At 66.6% G+C, this 20,139-nt stretch carries 11 protein-coding genes; 7 read left to right on the top strand and 4 right to left on the bottom strand.

Going from position 1 to position 20,139, the window contains the following annotated elements; all coding sequences use genetic code 11:
• The first annotated feature begins 52 nt into the window (after positions 1-52).
• From MWU77_RS17780 to MWU77_RS17765, 4 genes are read left to right on the top strand one after another with little or no spacing between them, the layout of a single operon-like run.
• Positions 53-1,531, top strand: coding sequence for a DUF2397 domain-containing protein (locus MWU77_RS17780; protein WP_169689810.1), 1,479 nt, complete (start codon positions 53-55; stop codon positions 1,529-1,531).
• A complete protein-coding gene (locus tag MWU77_RS17775; protein WP_247274376.1) occupies positions 1,525-2,661 on the top strand; it encodes a TIGR02678 family protein in 1,137 nt (378 codons plus the stop codon). The genes MWU77_RS17780 and MWU77_RS17775 overlap by 7 nt, the downstream gene beginning before the upstream one ends.
• A complete protein-coding gene (locus tag MWU77_RS17770) occupies positions 2,658-6,812 on the top strand; it encodes a TIGR02680 family protein (RefSeq protein WP_247274375.1) in 4,155 nt (1,384 codons plus the stop codon). Before MWU77_RS17775 ends, MWU77_RS17770 begins: the two co-directional genes overlap by 4 nt.
• A 13-nt stretch (positions 6,813-6,825) precedes the next feature.
• Positions 6,826-7,320 carry an NUDIX domain-containing protein gene (locus MWU77_RS17765; RefSeq protein ID WP_247274374.1) on the top strand — a complete coding sequence of 165 codons (495 nt, stop codon included), beginning with the start codon at positions 6,826-6,828 and terminating at the stop codon, positions 7,318-7,320.
• Between the two features lie 192 nt (positions 7,321-7,512).
• On the opposite strand, the gene MWU77_RS17760 is transcribed toward MWU77_RS17765, so the two are convergent.
• Both MWU77_RS17760 and MWU77_RS17755 read right to left on the bottom strand, forming a co-directional pair.
• Entirely contained in the window at positions 7,513-8,697 is a 1,185-nt protein-coding gene (locus MWU77_RS17760) for a thiolase family protein (RefSeq protein WP_169689806.1), read from the bottom strand.
• A gap of 159 nt (positions 8,698-8,856) precedes the next feature.
• A complete protein-coding gene (locus MWU77_RS17755; RefSeq protein ID WP_240959834.1) occupies positions 8,857-9,747 on the bottom strand; it encodes a hypothetical protein in 891 nt (296 codons plus the stop codon).
• A 313-nt stretch (positions 9,748-10,060) separates the two neighbouring features.
• On the opposite strand from MWU77_RS17755, the gene MWU77_RS17750 reads away from it, so the two are divergent.
• Complete coding sequence (locus tag MWU77_RS17750) at positions 10,061-10,360, top strand: chorismate mutase (RefSeq protein WP_169689805.1); 300 nt, start codon at positions 10,061-10,063, stop codon at positions 10,358-10,360.
• An 81-nt stretch (positions 10,361-10,441) separates the two neighbouring features.
• On the opposite strand, the gene MWU77_RS17745 is transcribed toward MWU77_RS17750, so the two are convergent.
• Both MWU77_RS17745 and MWU77_RS17740 read right to left on the bottom strand, forming a co-directional pair.
• The gene (locus tag MWU77_RS17745) at positions 10,442-10,930 is read right to left on the bottom strand and encodes a hypothetical protein (protein ID WP_240959832.1); all 489 of its coding nucleotides are present in this window, start codon (positions 10,928-10,930) and stop codon (positions 10,442-10,444) included.
• Positions 10,931-11,085: 155 nt separating this feature from the next.
• Positions 11,086-12,510, bottom strand: coding sequence for an aldehyde dehydrogenase family protein (locus MWU77_RS17740; protein ID WP_169689804.1), 1,425 nt, complete (start codon positions 12,508-12,510; stop codon positions 11,086-11,088).
• Between the two features lie 333 nt (positions 12,511-12,843).
• Here MWU77_RS17740 and MWU77_RS17735 point away from each other — a divergent pair, with 333 nt between their 5' ends.
• Positions 12,844-18,333, top strand: coding sequence for a glutamate synthase-related protein (locus MWU77_RS17735; protein WP_247274373.1), 5,490 nt, complete (start codon positions 12,844-12,846; stop codon positions 18,331-18,333).
• Positions 18,330-20,099 carry a sulfite reductase subunit alpha gene (locus tag MWU77_RS17730; RefSeq protein WP_247274372.1) on the top strand — a complete coding sequence of 590 codons (1,770 nt, stop codon included), beginning with the start codon at positions 18,330-18,332 and terminating at the stop codon, positions 20,097-20,099. Before MWU77_RS17735 ends, MWU77_RS17730 begins: the two co-directional genes overlap by 4 nt.
• The last annotated feature ends 40 nt before the right edge of the window (positions 20,100-20,139 follow it).

Genomic DNA, 20,139 nt, shown 5'->3' with positions numbered 1-20,139 from the left:
CGAGCAACTAACCTGTGCGTACCGTGGTGGTGGCGCACAGGAAGGACGACCGATGGGTGATGGGGGGTCCCGCGGCCTGTTCCGCTACCTGGTGGCCGACGAATCCGACGACTACGTCGCGATCATGGACTACTTCACAGGCGTCCTGCTCGCCGACGCGACTGCCGCCGACATCGCCGCCGCCCTCGCTGCCTGTGGACATCGCATCGACCGGGACGTCGTGGAGGTCCGGTGCCGACAACTCGTCGCGTGGGGCAACCTCGGCGAGGGAGGCCGCGACACCCGCGTCGGGTCGATCGGCGACTACGTCCGCGCCACCGCCCGATATCGTCCGACAGTGCTCGGCGGCCGCATACACCGCGAAGCCACAACACTGCTGTCGTCCCACGAAGGCGCCCGCGAAGTCACCCGAGAATCCCTCGCGCGCATCTGCGACGCACTCACGCACATCGACGCAGCGACCCGCACCGGATTCGCCATCGATCCCGACACCCTCGCGGGACACGTCACCGGGGTGTTCGTGCACCACAGAGCATTCACCGACAGCGTCGCCGACTTCTACAACTACCTGGCGGAGATCTCGGGTCGACCGGATCTCTCCGGCGACGACTACACCGAACTCAAGTTCCTGCTACTCGACTACATCGACGTCATCACCTCCGATCTGGGCCGCTACGCGACCCGGATCCACACGGCGGTGAAGCGCCTGCTCCCACACATCGACGACCTGCTCGCGGCGCTCCCCGATCCGGGGTTCCCCAGCGGCACCGCCTCCCGCTCCCCCGGGCGCACACGAGACGAATGGGAACATCTCGTGTCCTGGTACGACGAGGAAGCAGGCCCGCGTGAGCTGCGCGACGCCGCGACCACGGCACTGAACCGGCTGCTCACTCATACCCGGACCCGCACCTCCGACGCTCCCGGGTTCTCCCACCGAGCCGATCTTCTGCGCCTGGCCTCGTGGTTCTCGGAGTCCTCGGACGAACAGGCCCACCGGCTCCATGCCGCTACATTCGGGGCCTATCCGAGTCGGCACCTGCTGCTGGGCCCGGAAGAACCGGACCCGCGGATCGGGGCCGGAACATCTTGGTGGAGCGCCGATCCGGTGTCGGTGCCGGTGTCGCTGCGCGAACGTGGCGACCGCTCGCCGCGTGGCCGAAACGCCCGGATTCCCGACCCGGCCGCCGACCGTACCCTCATCGCAGCGCTGGCCGAGAAGGAATCGGGAGAACTCGCCGACGCCGTCGCCGAACTACGCGCATCCGGCGACCTGGACGGCGAGCGGATCTCCACGACCGCGCGCGACGTACTCCTCGACCGACTCGCGGCACTTCTCGCACGGCACCAGGAACTCGACGGCGTGTACCGCATCGACGACCACGACCTCGGCCTCACTCTGACCGCCGAACCCGGTCGCGACACCACCGTGCACTGCCCGGACGGCGATCTCACAGTGCACGGGTTGATCCTTCGCACCTCGTCGCCGCTGCTGGCGCCCGCCGATTCCGGACACACGATCGGGGTGTGGTGAATACCGGTACCGCAGTCCAGGATGCTGCAGGCCGGCGCGACGGCGCCCGCGCCGTGCTGCAGCGACCGATCCTCACGGCCGTCCACGACCCCGACACTTTCGATCTGGTCCGCCGCCACGCAACAGCACTGCGCGCCATGTTCGCCGATCAATTGGGCTACACGCTGATCGTGGAGGCGGAGTTCGCACGGCTGGTGAAGACACCGCTCGATCCCGCAGCGCCCCTGCGACCGCTCCATCGCGCAACCGGCGGCGAGTTCGGCGCGATCGGATACACCTATCTCGCATTGACCGCCGCCGCACTGCTCGCACCCGGTCAGGGCGACCGCATTCCCATGGCGGTACTGGTCGGGCAGGTCCGAGCCGACGCCGCCGCGCAGAACATCGAGATCGCCGACGGGTTGTCGGAACGGCGACATCTCGTGGCCGCATTGCAGGTCCTGATGGAGTGGGGGGTGGTCGGGGAAACCGACCTCGGCGACGACGGGGACGGCTGCGAGGGGGATGAGGACGAGGTGGTTCTCACCGTCTGCCGGTCACTGCTGCGGCACCTCACCGCTTTCGCCTTACACGACCTTCCCGGCCCGTCGGCAGCGATCACCGCGCGACCAGAGACACCGCGGCGCCGTCTGTATCGCAGGCTCGTCGAAGACCCGTTCACGGCACGCGACGATCTCGATCCTGAAACTCTCGACGTGTTGATCCGCGAACGAGCAGAGATCGCACGTCGTCTGGACGAGGATTTCGGTCTGGTCCTCGAGGTACGCACGGAGGGCGCGCTCGCCTACGACCCGGACGGCAGCCTCACCGACCTACTCTTCCCCGGCGCAGGGACCGTGAATCAGGCTGCGCTTCTCCTGATTTCGGAGTTGGTCGACGTAGTCGACCCCGTACCCGGCAACCCCGTGCACATCGACACGGCCACCCTGGACAGGACCTTGACCGGCCTCACAGCCACCCATGCCAGGAGCTGGCGCGGCGAGTACGTCCGTGATGTCACCGCTTTGCGCCGCGATGTCACGGCACTGCTGGTGCGACTCGGTCTCGCACGTGCCCTCGACGACGGAATCCTTCTCGCTGCCCCCGCCGCCCGGTATCGCCCGACCATCGCCGAAAGCCCCCGACCATGACCCATTCGTCCGACACGCCCGTACTCGATGCCGCCACCGCCTCATCGCACCCGCACCGGTGGAAGCTCTCCCGCGCGGGCATCGTCAACGTCTGGCATTACCTCGATACCGAGTTCACACTCAGCGATGGGCGCATGATCCTGCGCGGCACCAACGGTTCCGGGAAATCACGTGCCCTCGAGATGCTGCTGCCGTTCCTGCTCGACGCCGACCGCAAACGCATGGATGCCACCGGCGCGGGCAAGGTCGATCTCGACGAACTGATGCGGATCGGAGCAGGCGGTCAGAACAACCGAATCGGCTATCTGTGGCTCGAATTATCGCGTCCTGAAGGTGTTCTCACGATCGGCGCGCAAGTGCGCTACAGCGCAACCGCGCACCGGAGCGAGGTGTATTTCTTCACCGCGGATGCCCGGGTAGGCACCGACCTCCCACTGGTCGACGAGCATCGGGTGCCACTCTCACGCGACGACCTCGCTGCCCGCATCGGCCCGGACCGGATCACGCGCAACCCCGAGGAACACCGCGACACCGTCCGCACGCTGGTGTTCGGTCTGCACGGCGACTCCGGGCGCGATCGGTACACGGGCCTGCTGCAGCTACTCCACACCCTGCGGTCACCCGATGTCGGCAACCGGATCGACGAAGGCCGTCTACCTCAGATCCTGTCCGACGCACTCCCCCCGCTCAACGAGAACATGCTCGCCTCGGCGGGTGATCGTCTCGATCTGCTCGGTGAGAGCCGTGCAGCCCAGACTCGGCTGGAATCCTCGCTCACCCGAGTCCGTCAGTTCCACGCCGTCTATCGTCGTTACGCGGCCGACCTGCTCCGGGCAAGTGCGGATGCCGCTGCACAGACCGCCGATCGGGTCGCCCGGGCGCGTACCGAACTCGACGAGGCCGAAGCCGAGGTCGCGGACCTCGACGCTCAGGTCGCCGCAGCCGACACTCGCCTGAGCGAACGACGTGACCAGCTCGCCGAACTCGATCGTGCCATCCGAGGCCTCGAATCCCATGCTCTGTTCCGCCACGCCGATGACCTGGCTCAGCGGACGCTCGCCGTCGACGCGCTCGGCCGCGCTGTCGACCTGGCCATGCATCACGCCGCGCAGGCCAGAGACCGCGAGTCCCTGGACGCCGAGCGCGCAGACACACATCTGGGCGCTCTGGAGGTCACCGTCGCCGGGGCGTCCGAGATGCTCGCGGCCGCGAAACTCCGCCTCACCAACTCAGCCGTAACGGCTGACGCACTCCCGGAGCGGATCCGCCTCGACATCCAACGACCCCAAGACCATTCCGAACCCGTCCGCACGCGGCGCGAAGCCGTCGCAGAGTCCATCGTCAGGCCCACGGTCGCGCAGGTACGGCTTCTTCCGGAGGGCTGCGAAGATGCCCGCGTCGCCGCCTACCACGCGGCGACAGCCGCGCGGCGCAGGCGGGATCAAGCATCGAGACGACTGGTCGAGGCCCGTCGCCTCGAACTCGCCGAACGTGGAGTGCGCGACGCCGAAGCCGAGGCCGAGCGCGCCGCACACGATGCCGAACGCGAGATACTCGAACGCGATGCCGCTGCTCATGCACTGGACGACGCTGCCCTCGACCTCGAGCACCGATGGCGTGCATGGTTCACATCCGAGCGCACCACTACTCTGCTGCCGCACCTCGACCAGAACGGTGCGGCGTTGATGCAGCGCCTCGTGGACGCCATCGAATCACTCTCCGGCGACGACCCCGACCCCGCGGCTACCGACGCGGTCCTCACCGAACTCGTGGCACTCACTCGAACCGCGACACCCGGCGACCTCGACATCACCAGCGCGACAGGCACGGCCGAGTCCCCCAGCACAGCCGAGAGGGAGTTGCGGTCGGCTCTGCTGGAGGAACGACAACGTCTCGAACTCGGCTCCGAAGGCCCTTCGATGGCACCGTGGCGGAGTCCCCAGAGCGGAGTCCCGTTCTGGAGGGCCGTCGATTTCGTCGATGTCCTCGGCGATGACGATCGGGCAGGTATCGAATCCGGACTGCTGGCCGCAGGATTACTGACTGCCACCGTGGACGGTGAAGGTCGGCTACGTGCGTCTTCAGGGCAGATCCTCGTCTCGCCCCGCGGTGAACCTCCGCTCCGGCCGCTTTCGACAGTTTTGCAGCCCGACCCGACTTCCGAGGCGCCGGTCGAGGCGGTCGCTTCGGTTCTGTCCGCGATCGGGTTCGAGGATGCCTCGGCGTCCGCATCCGTCTCACGCGACGGCCGCTGGCACAACGGCGTATTGCGCGGACGGCACACCGCAGAGGCACCCGGATTCATCGGTGAGGCCGCCCGGAGCAGAAACGAGGCCGCGCGCCGGAGCCGGCTCGACGAGATCGACGGTGAACTGGTCCGATTGGATCTCGTCGAGCAGAGACAGGCGGTCGACAACCGTGTCGCGCCGAGGCCACACGACGAACTCGACGCCCATCTTTCCTCCGCGCCCACCGCGCACGCTCTGCACCGGGCATACGCACGGTCTCGCGCACACGCCGAGTACGCGCTCCGCCGTACGGAGATCGCCGACCGAGCTCGGGAGCGGGCGGGTGCACTGCGCTCCCGGTGGGCGGCCGATCTCGAATCCCACCGGACCGCCTGCGCCCATTTCGCGTTGCCGATCGGGGTCGCCGACCTGGACGCAGTCGTCGTGGCCTGTGCCGAGGCGGACACCGCGTGCACAACTCTGGCCCGCGGCATCGGCGACGTCCTGGCCGACTACGCAAGATTCGGCGGTTCCGCGCACGCAGTCACCCAGTCGGCAGAACTGCGCGCACGCGCCGAGCTTGAGGCCGACGCCCGTTGGCACGAGTGGCACGAGCGGGCAGCGGTGATCGCCGCGCAGACTCAGGCGGTCGACATCGAGGTCGCCGACCTCGCGGAGGAATTGCGAAGCTCGGAGACGGAGAGGGCCCGGACCGACGAGCAGTGCCGCCGCACCCTTGCTCACCGCGAGCAGCTGGGCAAGGCTGTGGCAGCGGCGATGCAACAGGCCTCGGCAGCGCGGGAGCGACTCACCCGTCACCGCGAGGAACTCGAGGCCGCTGCGGGCATACTCGAGGCTCGGCTCGCCATCCCCGCCCTCTCCGCAGCAGCCGATGTCGAAGGTGGTCCGATCGCGCATCTCGACTCGCAACATGTCCGTGAGGCTGCCGATGCCGTGCTGACAGCACTGCCACGCGCCACGGACACGGGCGAGAACCGGATCCTCGCTGCGCTGCAACGATTCGATCGGGAGATCTCGGAAGCGCTCGACATCGAGCACACCGTGGAATCGGGCGCCCATGTGGTGCGCCTGTCCGGCGCGGGTCCCGACACCACCCCGACAGGGGTACTCGCCCACCTCACCGCCCGTGTCGAAGAGGGCAGGGCCGCGCTGTCCCAGCGTGAACACGATGTGTTCACCGGCTTCGTGCTCGGAGGTGTTGCCGATGAACTCCGCAGGCGGATCACGCAGGCCGAGAATTTGATTGCGGCGATGAACGAGAGTCTCAGCGACAGCCGGACCAGCCACGGTATCGGCGTCCGCATCGGGTGGCATCCGGTCCGTGAGGACGCCGACGCGGCGCGGATCACCGGACTCCTCACCGGTAGCACCCGGTCGATCGAGGACAGTGACGATCTGATCGAGCTGCTTCGTCACCGCGTGGAGGTCTCGCACGGCACCGACCCGTCGGCCGGGTATGCAGCGCATCTGTCGCGGGCACTGGACTACCGGGCGTGGCACACCATCGACGTCACCATCATCGGCCCGGAGCCCGATCAAGAGCGTCGTATTTCGAAGCGGGCGAAGATCTCCCAGGGCGAGACTCGATTCGTGTCGTACGTTGCACTGTTCGCCGCAGCAGACGGCTATCTGTCGGGACTGCCCGACACCGACCTCGCGCTGCGGATGGTGCTGCTCGACGACGCGTTCGCCAAGATCGACGAGCCGACGATCGGTGAGCTCATGGGTTTGCTGGTGCGCCAGGACATCGATTTCGTCATGACCGGGCACGCGCTGTGGGGATGTGTGCCCCAGGTGCCGGCACTCGACATCTACGAAGTCCGTCGCCTCGGCGACAGCTCTGCCGTCACGACCCATGTCCATTGGGACGGGCGCAGCAGACACGTGCGCGGGGGCGACTGAGTAGGCTCGCGACGTGAGTTTCCGCCGCCTCCGCCACTCGGTCCGCGCACTTCTCGTCGACCCGGACGATCGACTGCTGCTGTGCCGTGCGCGCACGCCCGATGGGTACACCGTGTGGATCACCCCCGGGGGCGGCATCGAGACCGGGGAGACCCCGCTCGAGGCATTGGCGCGCGAACTCGTCGAAGAGGTCGGATTCGAGCTCTCCACGGAGCCGTCACACGTATGGCATTCGACGATCATCTCGCCCGATCACGTGCCCGGTTTCGACGGCATCATCAACGACTACTTCCTCATCCGCACCGCCCAGTTCGTCCCGAGCCCCACTCTGACCGCAGACGAACTCGCACAGGAGAACCTGACCGCGTTCCGCTGGTGGGAGCGTTCCGAAATCATCGGATACCCAGGTCCGGATCTGCTGGCACCGCGTTCGCTCGCCAGTGACTACCCGCGTCTGCTCGACAGCCCGGTTCCGAATCCGCCCATCGATCTGTCCCCTCCTCGGTAGGCCTCGAAGGCGTACATCCTCCGCGACCACGGGACGCCCGAAGGAGGTTCAGCTGACCCACCGCAACCTCACTGCGCACGCGGAGGCCCTTACTGGGACGGACACGAACGAAGCATCCGAGACCGGGGTCGGGGGCCGGGCGACCGGTCCCCGACCCCGGTCTCGGGGTCCATCCGTTCTACGGGTCGTCCGTCAGCCGACTCGACGCAGCAATGCGGCGAGGGCCTGGCCACCGCCGATGCACATCGTGACGATGCCCAGTTCGAGGTCGCGGCGGACCAGGTCCTTGGCGACCCGGACGGTCAGGATTGCGCCGGTGGCGCCGACCGGGTGACCGAGCGCGATTGCTCCGCCGTACGGATTGGTCTTGGCGGGGTCGAGCTTCGCGTCGCGGATCACGGCGATTGCCTGCGAGGCGAAGGCCTCGTTCAGTTCGATCGTGTCGATGTCGGACGGTGTCGTGCCGGTCTGCTCGAACAGCTTCGCAAGCGCGTGAGTGGGGGCGTAGCCCATCAGGGACGGATCCATCGCTGCGACGGCGACCGAGTCGATCACCACGGAGCCGGTGAGGCCGCGCTCCTGCGCGACGGACTGCTTTGCCAGCACTACTGCGGCGGCACCGTCGTTGATACCCGAGGCATTGCCTGCGGTCACCGTGCCGTCCTTGATGAACGCCGACCGCAACTTACCGAGCCCTTCGAGGGTGGTCTCGGGCTTGGGATGCTCGTCGGTGGTCACGGTGACCGGCTTGCGTCCACCGACCTCGACCGGAGTGATCTCTTCGGCGAAGGCGGCCTTGGCCGCGGCACTGTCTGCGCGTCGCTGCGATTCGAGGGCGAACTCGTCCTGTTGCTCGCGGGTGACGTTGTACTCGCGGGCGACGTTCTCAGCCGTGACACCCATGTGCTTGCCGCTGAACGGGTCGGTGAGCATGCCGGTGGTGCCGTCGACGAGCTCGCGGTTACCGAGCTTGTAACCGCTCCGGGCGCCGAAGTCGTAGAACGGCATCCGCGACATGTTCTCGTCGCCACCGGCGATGGTGATGTCGGCGCCGCCCCAGTGCATCTGCTGTGCAGCCGACCAGATGGCCTGCAGTCCGGAACCGCACAGGCGGTTGACGGTGAATGCAGGGGTCGATATCGGCAGGTCCGCCGCGAGGGCGACTCGGCGCGCGTTGTATGCGTCGCCACCGACCTGCCCGATGCAGCCCATGACCACTTCGTCGATGTCACTGCCTGCCACACCGGATCGCTCGAGCGCTGCTCGGACGGCAACCGCGCCGAGTTCGTGAGCGGGGACATCTTTGAACGCGCCGCCGAAGCTTCCCACCGGGGTACGTGCGCCGTCGACGATGACGATCGGGTCCGGAGTGGTCATATCTGAAATCCAATCTGGTCGAACACTCTCGTGTTGGGCTGCCGTGCTGTACACCCCGAACGAAGGCTACGGCACTCAGTGCCGCAGAATCCATTACGCAATGGACTCTCGACCCCGACTATATGGAAGTATCGCTCTCTTTTCCAGAGAATCCGACTTTCATTCGCCGAGTCGGTCAGGGTCGCGAAGGTCGGCTCGCCGGAACCTCTCGACCGCCCGCGGGGTGCCGAGTTCGCTTCGCGCGGCAGGGTGAGACGTGTAGAACTCGAGCATCCGGTGAAGCAGCACCGGGTCGACCGCGTAGCGCCGCGAGTCGATCTCTATGCGCGGTGTCTCCGGGAACCTGTCCAGCCGGAACAGCGCACTGGTGCGGCGACGCGCCCACGCCGCGGTCGGCGTTCCCTCGATCCACGTTTCCGGGTATCCGAAATCCAGTGCCTGTACGCCGGCCACCGACATCCACGGCAGATACGACTCGAACGACCATCCGCGCTGACGAATGCCGTCGGGGCTGAGCACGAGCGCCCCCACCGCCAGGCGACCGAGCGCCACTTCGATCACGAAGGTCACGCACGGCACGCCCAGCAGCGCCAGGACCAGACTCACCCAAGGGATGCCGTTGTTGAACAGGAACACCTCGACGGCGGCGCCCACGGCGAGCGCTGCCGCGCAGCCCACCATCGAAACGAGAGCGACGAAGACCGACATCCGTGAGCGCACCTCGGTCCCCGCGCCGAGACCACCCCGGCGCAGAGTCCGCACCCCCGGGGCACCGCGCCTCGGCCACCAGAACACACATCCGAACGCCGCAGTGAGCAGCATCAGCGCGGAGAGGATCAAGAAGAATCTGGATTCGGGCCCGAAGCCGGAGCCTGCGGACGACAGTCCGCCGACGAAGGCGAGGACACTGACCACGGCTGCCACCACGATCGAGATCGCAGCCCGGGCATTCCACCTGGGCCGCCCCCACTCACCCGGACGCACCAGGCCGTTCGCGTGCTCCTGACGTTCCCCCGAGCCCTGCCCGTTCCGAAGAATCGGCCGTTGCATAGGTACTCCCTTCCGGAGCACCGGAGGCCCCGACGCCTCCGGTGAATGCCGGTCGCGGCCCGACGCTACCGCACCCGACCCCACCGACGAGTACCCCGTCAGGTGCTCAGCACAAAGTCTTGGCACACGCCAGTGTGACAATTACCATACTCACCGGTCAGATAGGGTATTTATCCTGTTCACAGTGCCTTTGAGGGGGGTTGATTCGGTCGTGTCTGCGGAGCCGGAGAATTTTCATGTACGGATGAGTAACACCCTCGCCGATGAACACGACACAATCTGTGACGATTCAGACGAGACCGGAGGAATCTGCATGACCATCCAGCTTGATTCGCCTGGCATCGAGCGCGCCGAAGCAGCATCGTCGGCCAACGACACGGACCTGGGAAGCCTCTTCGACCAGATCCGCGACCTCGACGCCCATATCCTCGAGGCGGTCAAGCGGCGCTCCGAATTGTCCCAGCAGATCGGCGCCGCAGCGAAAGAATCGGGTGAGACCCGCGAAGCACAGTCCAACGAGATGAGCGTGCTCGATCGGTTCGCCGAACTCGGCAACGACGGCAAGACCCTCGCCATGACCCTGCTTCGACTGGGACGTACGCGCCGGTCCTGACCACACTCTCCTGAGCGAGGCCCCCGCACCGATGGTGCGGGGGCCTCGTGCGTAGATGCGCACACCCTCGGTCGACCACGACTATCCGACGATCGCCCGAGACTCGTCCAGTTCGAACTCGGCGAGCGCCCGCCCTGCCAGCGCGGCAACACGCGCGGAGGGAAGCCCGTCATACGCGCTCAGCACGATCGTGACCTGCTCGAGCGGGGACAGAGCTCCGAACAGCACCGTGTCGTCGACGCCGAGATCCGGATGAGGCGGACCACAGTGAGGCCGCTTCGCCTGCAGCAGATACCCGAACCAGTACAGGACGTAGGCACACAATTCGGGCCCCACAGGCTCCCGCCAGGTCGCCGCGGCACGAGCGACCGCCCGATCGAGCAGCGCGGTGTCCACGTCATGACTGCCTGCCAGAAGTCGTGCGCAAGGCGCGAGATCCGGAAGCCGGGCCTCGAGGAGACTGCGCAGTGGCGGTTCGGCACCACGACGACCGGGCGGCAGGTTCCCGCCCGGAACGCCACCGTGGCCGAACCCGCCGACTCCGTCACCCGTATTCGCCGACCAATACATAGCCGCGCTTCTTCCTGTGCCGTTGTGCTGTGCGCCGCGATCGATCACATGTTTCGAGCTGCGATTCGTCGCCCACTTCGACTATCGCCCGAAACGTGTCGAACATCACACACTGCCGAAATCGGCGTGTCGCGGCGCACGGCACGTGGTGCCGATCAGCGCAGGATGGTCTTGATCTCCAGGAACTCCTCCAGTCCGAAGACGCCGGCCTCACGGCCGATGCCCGACTGCTTGTACCCGCCGAACGGAGCATCGGTGTTGAACGCGCCGCCGTTGATGTAGACCTGGCCGGTGCGGATACGGCGTGCAACGGACTCGGCGCGCGCAGGGTCTCCCGACCACACACCACCCGACAGTCCGTACTCACTGTTGTTGGCGATGCGCACAGCGTCGTCGTCGTCCTTGTAGCCCATGATCGACAACACCGGTCCGAAGATTTCCTCCTTGGCGATGGTCATGTCCTCGGTGACATTGCTGAAGACCGTGGGACCGACGAAGTAGCCCGTGGAGAAGCCGTGCTCGCGCCCGTCGAGGGTCAGTTCGGCGCCCTCGGCCACACCCTTGTCGATGTAGGACAGCACCCGCTTCTGTTGCGTACCGCTCACAAGCGGTCCGAGCTTCGAACCCGGCTCGGACGGGACCCCGACGGTGTAGGCCTTCGCCACCTCGGCGGCGATCGCGGCAGCCTCGGGCAGTCGATCAGCGGGCACGAGCATCCGGGTGAGCGCCGTGCAGGTCTGTCCGGAGTTGAGGAAGCACTTGCCCACGCCCTCGGTGACAGCGGCGGCAAGGTCGGCATCGTCGAGAATGAGGTTCGCCGACTTACCGCCGAGTTCGAGCGCCACCTTCTTCACGGTCTCGGCGGCAACCACCGCGACCCGCTTACCCGCGCGCGTCGACCCGGTGAACGACACCATGTCGACGTCGGGATGCGCGGCGATGGCCTCGCCCACGACAGGGCCGTAACCGCTGACGACGTTGAATACGCCCGGGGGCAAGCCCGCTTCGTCGACGATGTCTGCAAGCGCGTAGGTGATCAGCGGCGCCACTTCGGTGGGCTTGAGGACCACAGTGCATCCGGCTGCCAGCGCCGCAAACACCTTGAGGACCACCTGATGTAGCGGGTAGTTCCACGGGGTGATCGCACCGACGACCCCGATCGGTTCACGCACCACAAGGGCGTTGCCGATCTCCTGGTCGTCGAAATCGTAGGCGCCTGCCAATGCGGCATAGGCGGCGATGTTCTTGAGCGGCATGCCGATCTGCACCGGCTTCGCCAGACTCAGCGGCATCCCCATATCCTGAGACACGGTCGCGGTCAGTGCATCGACACGCTCGTTGGCGAGGGACGAGATCTTCTCCAGGTAAGCCGCGCGCGCAGACCCACTCAGCGACGACCATGCCGGGAACGCCTCATGGGCGGCTGCCACCGCCCGATCGACGTCGGAAGCCACACCGTCCGCGACCTTCGCGATGACCTCTTCGGTGGTGGGATCGACGACCTCGATGTGTCCGGCGCCGTCGGAGTCGACCCATTGCCCGCCGATGTAGATCTTGGTTCGGTCGAGAACTTCACTCATCTGCAACACCCCTGCTCTTCTTCGATACCTGCACGTACGGATCGGACGACGATCGCAGCGTATCCGACCCCTGTGACCTGCGGCACTCACACAGATGCCACCCCGCCTGTGACGCACGACGCGGACCCACGGCCGTAACCTGTGCGCTACAATCGACAACGCTGCTCGCGCGCTCCACTGTCGCAACGCTCGGCGCATTCGGACAAAGACGTCTGTTTTCTGATCTTTGGTCACCGTCGCAGGCACCGGTCTACCCTTGGCGCTTTCCGTGCGTATACGCACGCGCCTTCCGCCGCCGTCGGTCGACTTCGAATCGCCGAGGAGGATGGTCCGTTGACGCATGACACCGATACCGGGTTGTACGACAGCACGCTCGACAAGAGCAGCTGCGGAGTCGGGTTCATCACCCGCAAGGACGGCGCCCAGACTCACGAGGTCCTCACCCGTGGACACGAAGCACTGTGCGTGGTTCCCCACCGCGGCGGCATGTCCGCCGAGGGCGTCGGCGACGGCGCCGGTGTCAACGTCGACCTGTCCGTCGATTTCTTCTCCGTGCTCACCGGACGACCCTTGCGCGCACAGGAATTCGGCGTCGGGAACTTCTTCATGCCTGCCGACCGATCCGTGCACCACGACACGGAAGCGTTGGTCACCGGAGCGCTCACCGCGGCCGGTGTCGAGGTCATCACCGTCCGTGAAATCCCCGTCGACGATTCCGTATTGCGTCCGTCGGCCGCGGCCTACCAGCTGCCGATCCGTCAGTGGATCTTCGGACGGCCCGACAGTTGCACGTCAGCAGAGGAATTCGACCGCATCCTGCACGAGATACTGCTCACGATCGAGTCCCGCGCCTACACTGAGCCCGCCCTGGCCGGTCTCTACCCCCTGTCGCTGAGCACCCGAACCCAGGTCCTCAAGGGCCGCTTGAACTCTCACGAGGTCATTCCCTACTTCCGCGACCTCGTCGACCCGCGACACGCGGTGCACACGTTGTTCTTCCACACTCGCTTCTCCACCAACACCGACCCGCATCCGACGATGGCACAACCGTTCCGGCTCATGGCCCACAACGGGGAGCTCAACACCGACCGGAAGAACCGCCTGTTCGAAGGCGCCCAGGCGCGCGCCGCCGGCCGCGACATCATCCGCCCGCCCGGGCAGTCCGACAGCTGCCGATTCGACCAGACCCTCGCTGCGCGCATCGCGCCGGGCGATCTGGATCTCGTCACTGCGGTCGTCCAGATGGTTCCGCCCGCGTGGGAGAACGATCCGACCGTGTCGCCGCAGGTCCGCGCGATGCTCGAATTCTTCTCCCTCTACGAGGAGAAGAACGACGGGCCCGCCGCACTGATCTTCGGCAACGGCACCGTCGTGGGCGCGCGCCTCGACCGACTCGGCCTACGTCCTCTGCGGACCGTCGAGACCGACGAGTATCTCGCCGTCACCTCCGAGGCCGGCCAGTTCGACTTCGCGCCCGAAGCCGTGATTCGTCGCGGCCGCATCGAAGCCGGCGGCATGCTGTACTTCGACCACCGCACGGGCCGGTCGTACGGAGCCGACGAAGCACTCGAGATGCTTGCGGCTCAACGAGATTACGCGACGCTGGTCGACGAGGCCCGCCGCAACCTCGACGCGCTGCCTCCGGTCCCGGCCGAGAAAGCCGGCTCACCGCTGCGCTACAACGGCAACCTCGGGCGGCACCAGCGCTACGTGTCGTACTCGCTCAATCAGGAATCGTTCCGGTTCATGCTCGACCCGATGCTCGCCTCGGGACAGGAGCGAATCTCGGCGATGGGCTACGGCAACGCGATCAATGCCCTCTCCGATCAGGAGGGCGGTGTCGCGAAGTACTTCTCCCAGCGATTCGCGCAGGTCACCAACCCGTCACTCGACTCCATTCGCGAAGCCGACGGCATGACGCTGAGGGTCGCGCTCGGTGCACGCCCCGGCAGCGGTGCACCCTCCGCGGCACAGATCGTCGTTCCCACCCCGATCCTCACCCACCTCGACATGCTCCGGATCCGCGAGCAGTCCGAGACACCGACACAGCGTTTCGAAATGCTGTACTCCCCCGTGTTCGACGACAGCAAGGCCAATGCCGCGGCGCTCGCCGCCGCCGTCGACGTCGTCGCCGACCGGATCACCGAATTCGCTCGCACCACAGGCGGTATCGCAGTCCTGACCGACCGCCACGTGTCCGCCGACCACGCGCCGCTGCCGATGATTCTCACCGTCGCGGCCGTGAACCAGCGACTCATCGACGATGGCGTACGTCTTCGGGTGTCCGTGATCGTCGAATCCGGTCAGCTGTTCTCGTCGCACCACATCGCTGCCACGCTCGGCTTCGGCGCCGCCTCCGTCTACCCGCTGACAGTGCAGATGCGCGCCGAGGAGAAGTTCAGCGACGACGCCGACGCAGCATTCCTGAAGTTCCGCAAGGCCGCCGAGAAGTCACTCATGAAGACGATGGGCCGGGTGGGTCTGTGCACCGTCGAGTCGTACATCGGTGGCGAGTTCTTCGAACCGAGTTACCTCGACACCGACGACGAGGTGCTGAGCCGCTGGTTCCCCAACGTCAGGACCCCGGTCGGCGGTGTCGGATTCACCACCATCGCGCAGGCCGTCGCCGACTGGCACAGCCACGCCCTGAGCGTGCAGGGTGAGACCGACGTGCCGTTGCTCGGCCTGTTCAAGGAACGCGCCGACGGCGCCGGTCACTCCTTCGGCACCACCGCGGTGCGCGGGTTCGTCGACATGACCGAGGAAGAGGTCACGTTGCCGGTCGAGCGTACGGGCGAGGCCGACCTGACCGATTCCCTGCGGCTGCTTCCGCTGCACCGGCTGTCCGACGCACACGGCCTCGACGACGACGCCTACCGCTACGGCGGATTCCGTGCGCTCACCCCCGACGAGATCGACGCGTTCGACATCACTCCCGGCTACCGCGCCTTCGCACGCACGATCGCCGACGAACGTATACGCCGCCCCGCCGCATTGCGCGACGTGCTCGCACTGCCCGCCGACGTCACATACCTCACCGGCGCCGACGACTTCCAGCGCGAGATGGGCCGGTTCGCCCGGTACGGCAACAACTCCATGCTGGTGCGCGGGCTCTCCGCGTCCCGCGTCGGCGACAACGAGTTCGTGCTGCGCCTGACCGGCCCGCTGGCCGACGACCACACCCGCCCCGAGGCGCTCGCGCAGTCGCTCGTCGCACGGTTCGGCGACTCGATCGTCGAGTATCGCAGTTACTGCGACACCCTCACCGTGCGGGCACTCGGGCAGGCCGCCGACTATCTCGGGCAGATCCGGCAGGCGCCGCAGAGCCTGCGTCTCGACCGGATCCAGCCGGCCCACGAGATCACCCGCTCCCTCGCGTCCGGTGCGATGAGCCACGGTGCTCTCAACTCCAACGCTCACGAGGCAGTCGCACACGGCACCAACATGGTCGGTGGCATGTCGAATTGTGGTGAGGGCGGCGAACACATCTCCCGCTACGGCACCATCCGCGGATCGCGGATCAAGCAGTTCGCGTCGGGTCGCTTCGGAGTGTGGGCCGGGTATCTGGCAGATCCGATGCTCGAGGAGATCGAGATCAAGATCGCGCAGGGCGCCAAGCCGGGCGAGGGCGGCCAGCTTCCCGCGAAGAAGGTCACCGTCGAGATCGCCGCCGCCCGCGGTGCGACCCCCGGTGTCGAACTCGTCTCCCCTCCCCCGCACCACGACACGTACTCGATCGAGGATCTCGCGCAGCTCATCCACGACGCGAAGGCAGCCCGCGTGCGGGTGATCGTCAAGCTCGTCTCGTCGGAGGGAATCGGCACGATCGCCGTCGGTGTCGCCAAGGCCGGCGCAGATGTCATCAACGTCGCAGGCAACACCGGTGGCACAGGTGCCGCATCGGTGACCTCGCTCAAGTACGCCGGCCGGTCCGCTGAGATCGGTGTCGCCGAGGTCCACCAGGCGCTGTGCGCGAACGGATTGCGCGACAAGGTGATCCTGCGGTGCTCGGGTGCTCACCAGACCGCCTCCGACGTCCTGACCTCCGCACTGCTCGGCGCCGACAGCTTCGAGTTCGGCACCACTGCACTGATGATGCTCGGTTGCGTCATGGCGAAGAACTGCAACGTCAAATGCCCCGCCGGCCTGACCACCAACCCCGAGATGTTCAACGGCGACCCACGGGCGATGGCGCAGTACCTGCTCAACATCGCGCACGAGACCCGCGAGTTGCTCGCCCGCCTGGGCCTGCAGTCGCTCCGCGACGCACGCGGCCGGTCCGACCTGCTGCACCTGCTCGACCATCCGTCGAGCGTCGGCGAACTGGACCTGCGGGCGATGCTCGCCGTAATCCCCGAGGTCCACGTCGACAACCCGGTGTATCTGGAGAAGGACTACTCGCTCGACGACGAGTGGATCAGCGAGCTCCGCGGCGCTCTCGACAACGAGAACGAACTCACCGTCGTACTCGGCGAGGGCGTGCGGCTGACCAACAACAACAAGAGCGTCGGCGCGCAGCTCGCGATCGACATCGAGCGCATGCTCAACCACGAGCAACTCGGCCACGTGCCATCCGCGCTCACCGACGAGCGCGGACGCCGCTGGCTGCGCGACGGCACCGTCACCATCACCACCACCGGCTCGGCCGGCCTGTCGTTCGGGGCGTTCTGCAACGACGGCATGGTGCTCCACCACACCGGCACCGCCAACGACGGAGTCGGCAAGGGCCAGTGCGGCGGGCAGATCGTCGTGTCCTCCCCAGGCGGTGGCGCGAACGACCGCGGCGGCAACGTGCTGATCGGCAACTTCGCACTGTTCGGCGCCACCGGCGGCCGTTTGCTCGTCCAGGGTGAAGCAGGCGATCGCTTCGCCGTCCGCAACTCCGGTGCGACCGCCGTTGTCGAAGGTGTCGGCGACTTCGCGTGCGAATACATGACCAACGGCGCAGTACTCAACATCGGTGGGTTCGGCAAGGGCGTCGGTAACGGCATGTCGGGCGGGTTCGTCTACCAGTACGACCCCGAGGGTCAGCTCTCCGGCAAGGCCAGCGCCGATTCGATCGTGCTCGGCCCGATCACCGGCGACGAACCGCAGGCCGCGATCCACAACGCGACCGTGCTACGACTGCTGCACCTGCACGTCGAGGCCACCGGATCCGAGAAGGCCCGATTCCTCATCGACAACTGGCAGGTCGAGCAGCAGCACTTCGCGTACGGCATGCCGCGCGCTCTGCTGCAATACCAGGACTTCGACGCGATCCTCGCCGCCTCGACCCGCAAGGAACTCGCGAGTGAGGTCGCCACAGCACTCGTCGCCCATCAGGTGCGCAAATTCAAGGAGAGCTACCGGTCGGGTGCGCCCGTCGCCGGTGGTGTCACCCCGAACGGCACCGACACCGAGTCGATGTACGCGCTGCTCAACAACTACACGGTGCTCGCCGCCGCACAGGAGATGGCACTGCAGAAGGTCCCCGGCGCAGCAGGCACCGACGATCCCGCAGTCCAGAAGGCGGCGCGAAATCTGTTGCTCACCGAGGACTTCTTCCTCATCAGCAAGCTCGAACGCTATGCACTCGAAGCGATTTCAGACCACACCGACACCCAGTTGGCAGCGCTCGTCGCCGACAAGCGGCTCACCGACTACAAGCAGGCCCTCGCGCTGCGCAACGTCCGCTCGGTGGATGCACCCGGCACCTACGGGTGGATCCTGTGGCAAAGCGGCAAGAATCTCGACATCGCCGGTGATCTTCCGGGCTACGAAGAACTGTTCGCCCGCCACGCGGTACCCGGCCTTGTCGCCCCGACTCTGGGAGTTTCCACATGACCGCTCCGTTCATCCCCGTCGACGCTCCTTTCACCACCGACCAGCGTTCGTGGCTGGCCGGCTTCCTCGCGGGAATGCAGACCCGTCTGTTCTCCGGTGGTCCCGCCAGCGCTGTCGGCGCCACCGGTTCGGCTCCCGCCCTGCACGTGCTGTACGGGTCGCAGACCGGCAACGCCGAAACGGTTGCCGAGGATGCCGCAGCAGCGGCCCGCACGCACGGATTCGCGCCCGTGGTCTCCGCCCTCGACGACGTCGATCCCGCGACGTTCGCGTCGCTCGGGCGGGTCCTGATCATCACGTCCACCTACGGTGAGGGTGAGATGCCCGACAACGCCGAACTGTTCTGGGACGCATTGTCGGACGAATCCGCACCTCGTCTCGACGGTGTGGACTTCGCAGTGCTCGCTCTCGGCGACACCGGCTACGACGGATTCTGCCAGGCAGGCAAGCTGATCGATATGCGCCTCGAGCAACTCGGAGCGGCGCGCATCGTATCGCGCGTCGATTGCGACGTGGAGTTCGAGGACGTCGCGGCAGCGTGGATCGCCGAGACGTTGCCCCTCGTCGCTGCGGTCGAGGGCATCAACGGCGACGGTGCCCTTGCCGCTCCGGCCGAGGCCGCACCCGCGCGGGCGCGGGCGCGGGCGAAGTCGCAGTGGACGCGGAAGAACCCGTTCCCAGCAACACTCACCGTCAATCGATTGCTCTCGGGTGAGGATTCCGCGAAGGAGATCCGGCACTTCGAGTTCGCGCTCGCCGACTCGGGCATCGAGTACGAGGCAGGCGATGCGCTGAACGTAATGCCGGTCAACGACACCGGTCTCGTGCGGTCGCTGCTGGACCTGCTGGGGCTCGACGGCGAGGTGGTACCCGACGGTCACGACGACACGCTCGAGTATCTGCTCACCTACCAAGACGAGATCACCGCACCGAACGTCGACCTGCTCGAAGCCGTCGCGGAGCGCACCGGCAACGAAGAACTCACCTACGTGCTGCGCCACGGCGACAAGACCGGACTCGACGAATGGTTGTGGGGCCGCGACATTCTCGATGTCCTGTCGCTCGAACCCACCCCGAAGTTCTCACCCGAAGAACTCCTCGCGGTTCTCAAACCCCTGCAGCACCGGGCGTACTCGATCTCCTCGAGCCCTCACATCGCCGACGGGTCGGTGCATCTGACGGTCGCGGCCGTGCGCTACGGCAACGACGAGCGTGAACGGCGCGGCGTGTGCTCGACGTTCCTCTCCGACCGTGCCGGCGAGAACACGGTCGGGATCTTCGTGACGAAGAACAAGTCGTTCCGCGTCCCATCCGACGACACCGCGCCGATGATCATGGTCGGACCGGGCACCGGTATCGCACCGTTCCGCGGTTTCCTGCAAGAGCGCCGCGCCCGCAGTGCGACCGGCAAGAATTGGCTGCTGTTCGGCGACCAGAAGCGCAGCTGCGACTACATCTACGAAGACGAGCTCGCCGACTTCGTCGAGTCCGGTCTGCTCAGCCGCCTCGACCTGGCGTTCTCCCGCGACCAGGCCCAGAAGATCTACGTCCAGACCCGGATGAAGGAGCACGGCGCCGAGCTGTTCGCGTGGCTCGAAGAGGGCGGGCACTTCTACATTTGCGGCGACGCGTCGCGGATGGCGAAGGACGTCGACGTCGCGCTCCACGAGGTCGTTGCCGAACACGGCAACATGAGCGCAGAGCAGGCCACCGAGTACATCACCTCACTCAAGCGTGAAAAGCGGTACGTGCGCGACGTGTACTGACGCTGACGGTCCGCTGACACGCTCGATGGCCGAATGTCAC

It is taken from the genome of Rhodococcus sp. F64268 (genome assembly GCF_023015605.1).
Lineage (GTDB): Bacteria > Actinomycetota > Actinomycetes > Mycobacteriales > Mycobacteriaceae > Rhodococcus.
This window is presented reverse-complemented; position numbering and strand designations above follow the sequence as displayed.

Coding starts and splice junctions, on each gene's coding strand:
- MWU77_RS17780 (WP_169689810.1), top strand. CDS start 53: ATGGGTGATGGGGGGTCCCGCGGCCTGTTCCGCTACCTGGTGGCCGAC.
- MWU77_RS17770 (WP_247274375.1), top strand. CDS start 2,658: ATGACCCATTCGTCCGACACGCCCGTACTCGATGCCGCCACCGCCTCA.
- MWU77_RS17760 (WP_169689806.1), bottom strand. CDS start 8,697: ATGACCACTCCGGACCCGATCGTCATCGTCGACGGCGCACGTACCCCG.
- MWU77_RS17755 (WP_240959834.1), bottom strand. CDS start 9,747: ATGCAACGGCCGATTCTTCGGAACGGGCAGGGCTCGGGGGAACGTCAG.
- MWU77_RS17750 (WP_169689805.1), top strand. CDS start 10,061: ATGACCATCCAGCTTGATTCGCCTGGCATCGAGCGCGCCGAAGCAGCA.
- MWU77_RS17745 (WP_240959832.1), bottom strand. CDS start 10,930: ATGTATTGGTCGGCGAATACGGGTGACGGAGTCGGCGGGTTCGGCCAC.
- MWU77_RS17740 (WP_169689804.1), bottom strand. CDS start 12,510: ATGAGTGAAGTTCTCGACCGAACCAAGATCTACATCGGCGGGCAATGG.
- MWU77_RS17730 (WP_247274372.1), top strand. CDS start 18,330: ATGACCGCTCCGTTCATCCCCGTCGACGCTCCTTTCACCACCGACCAG.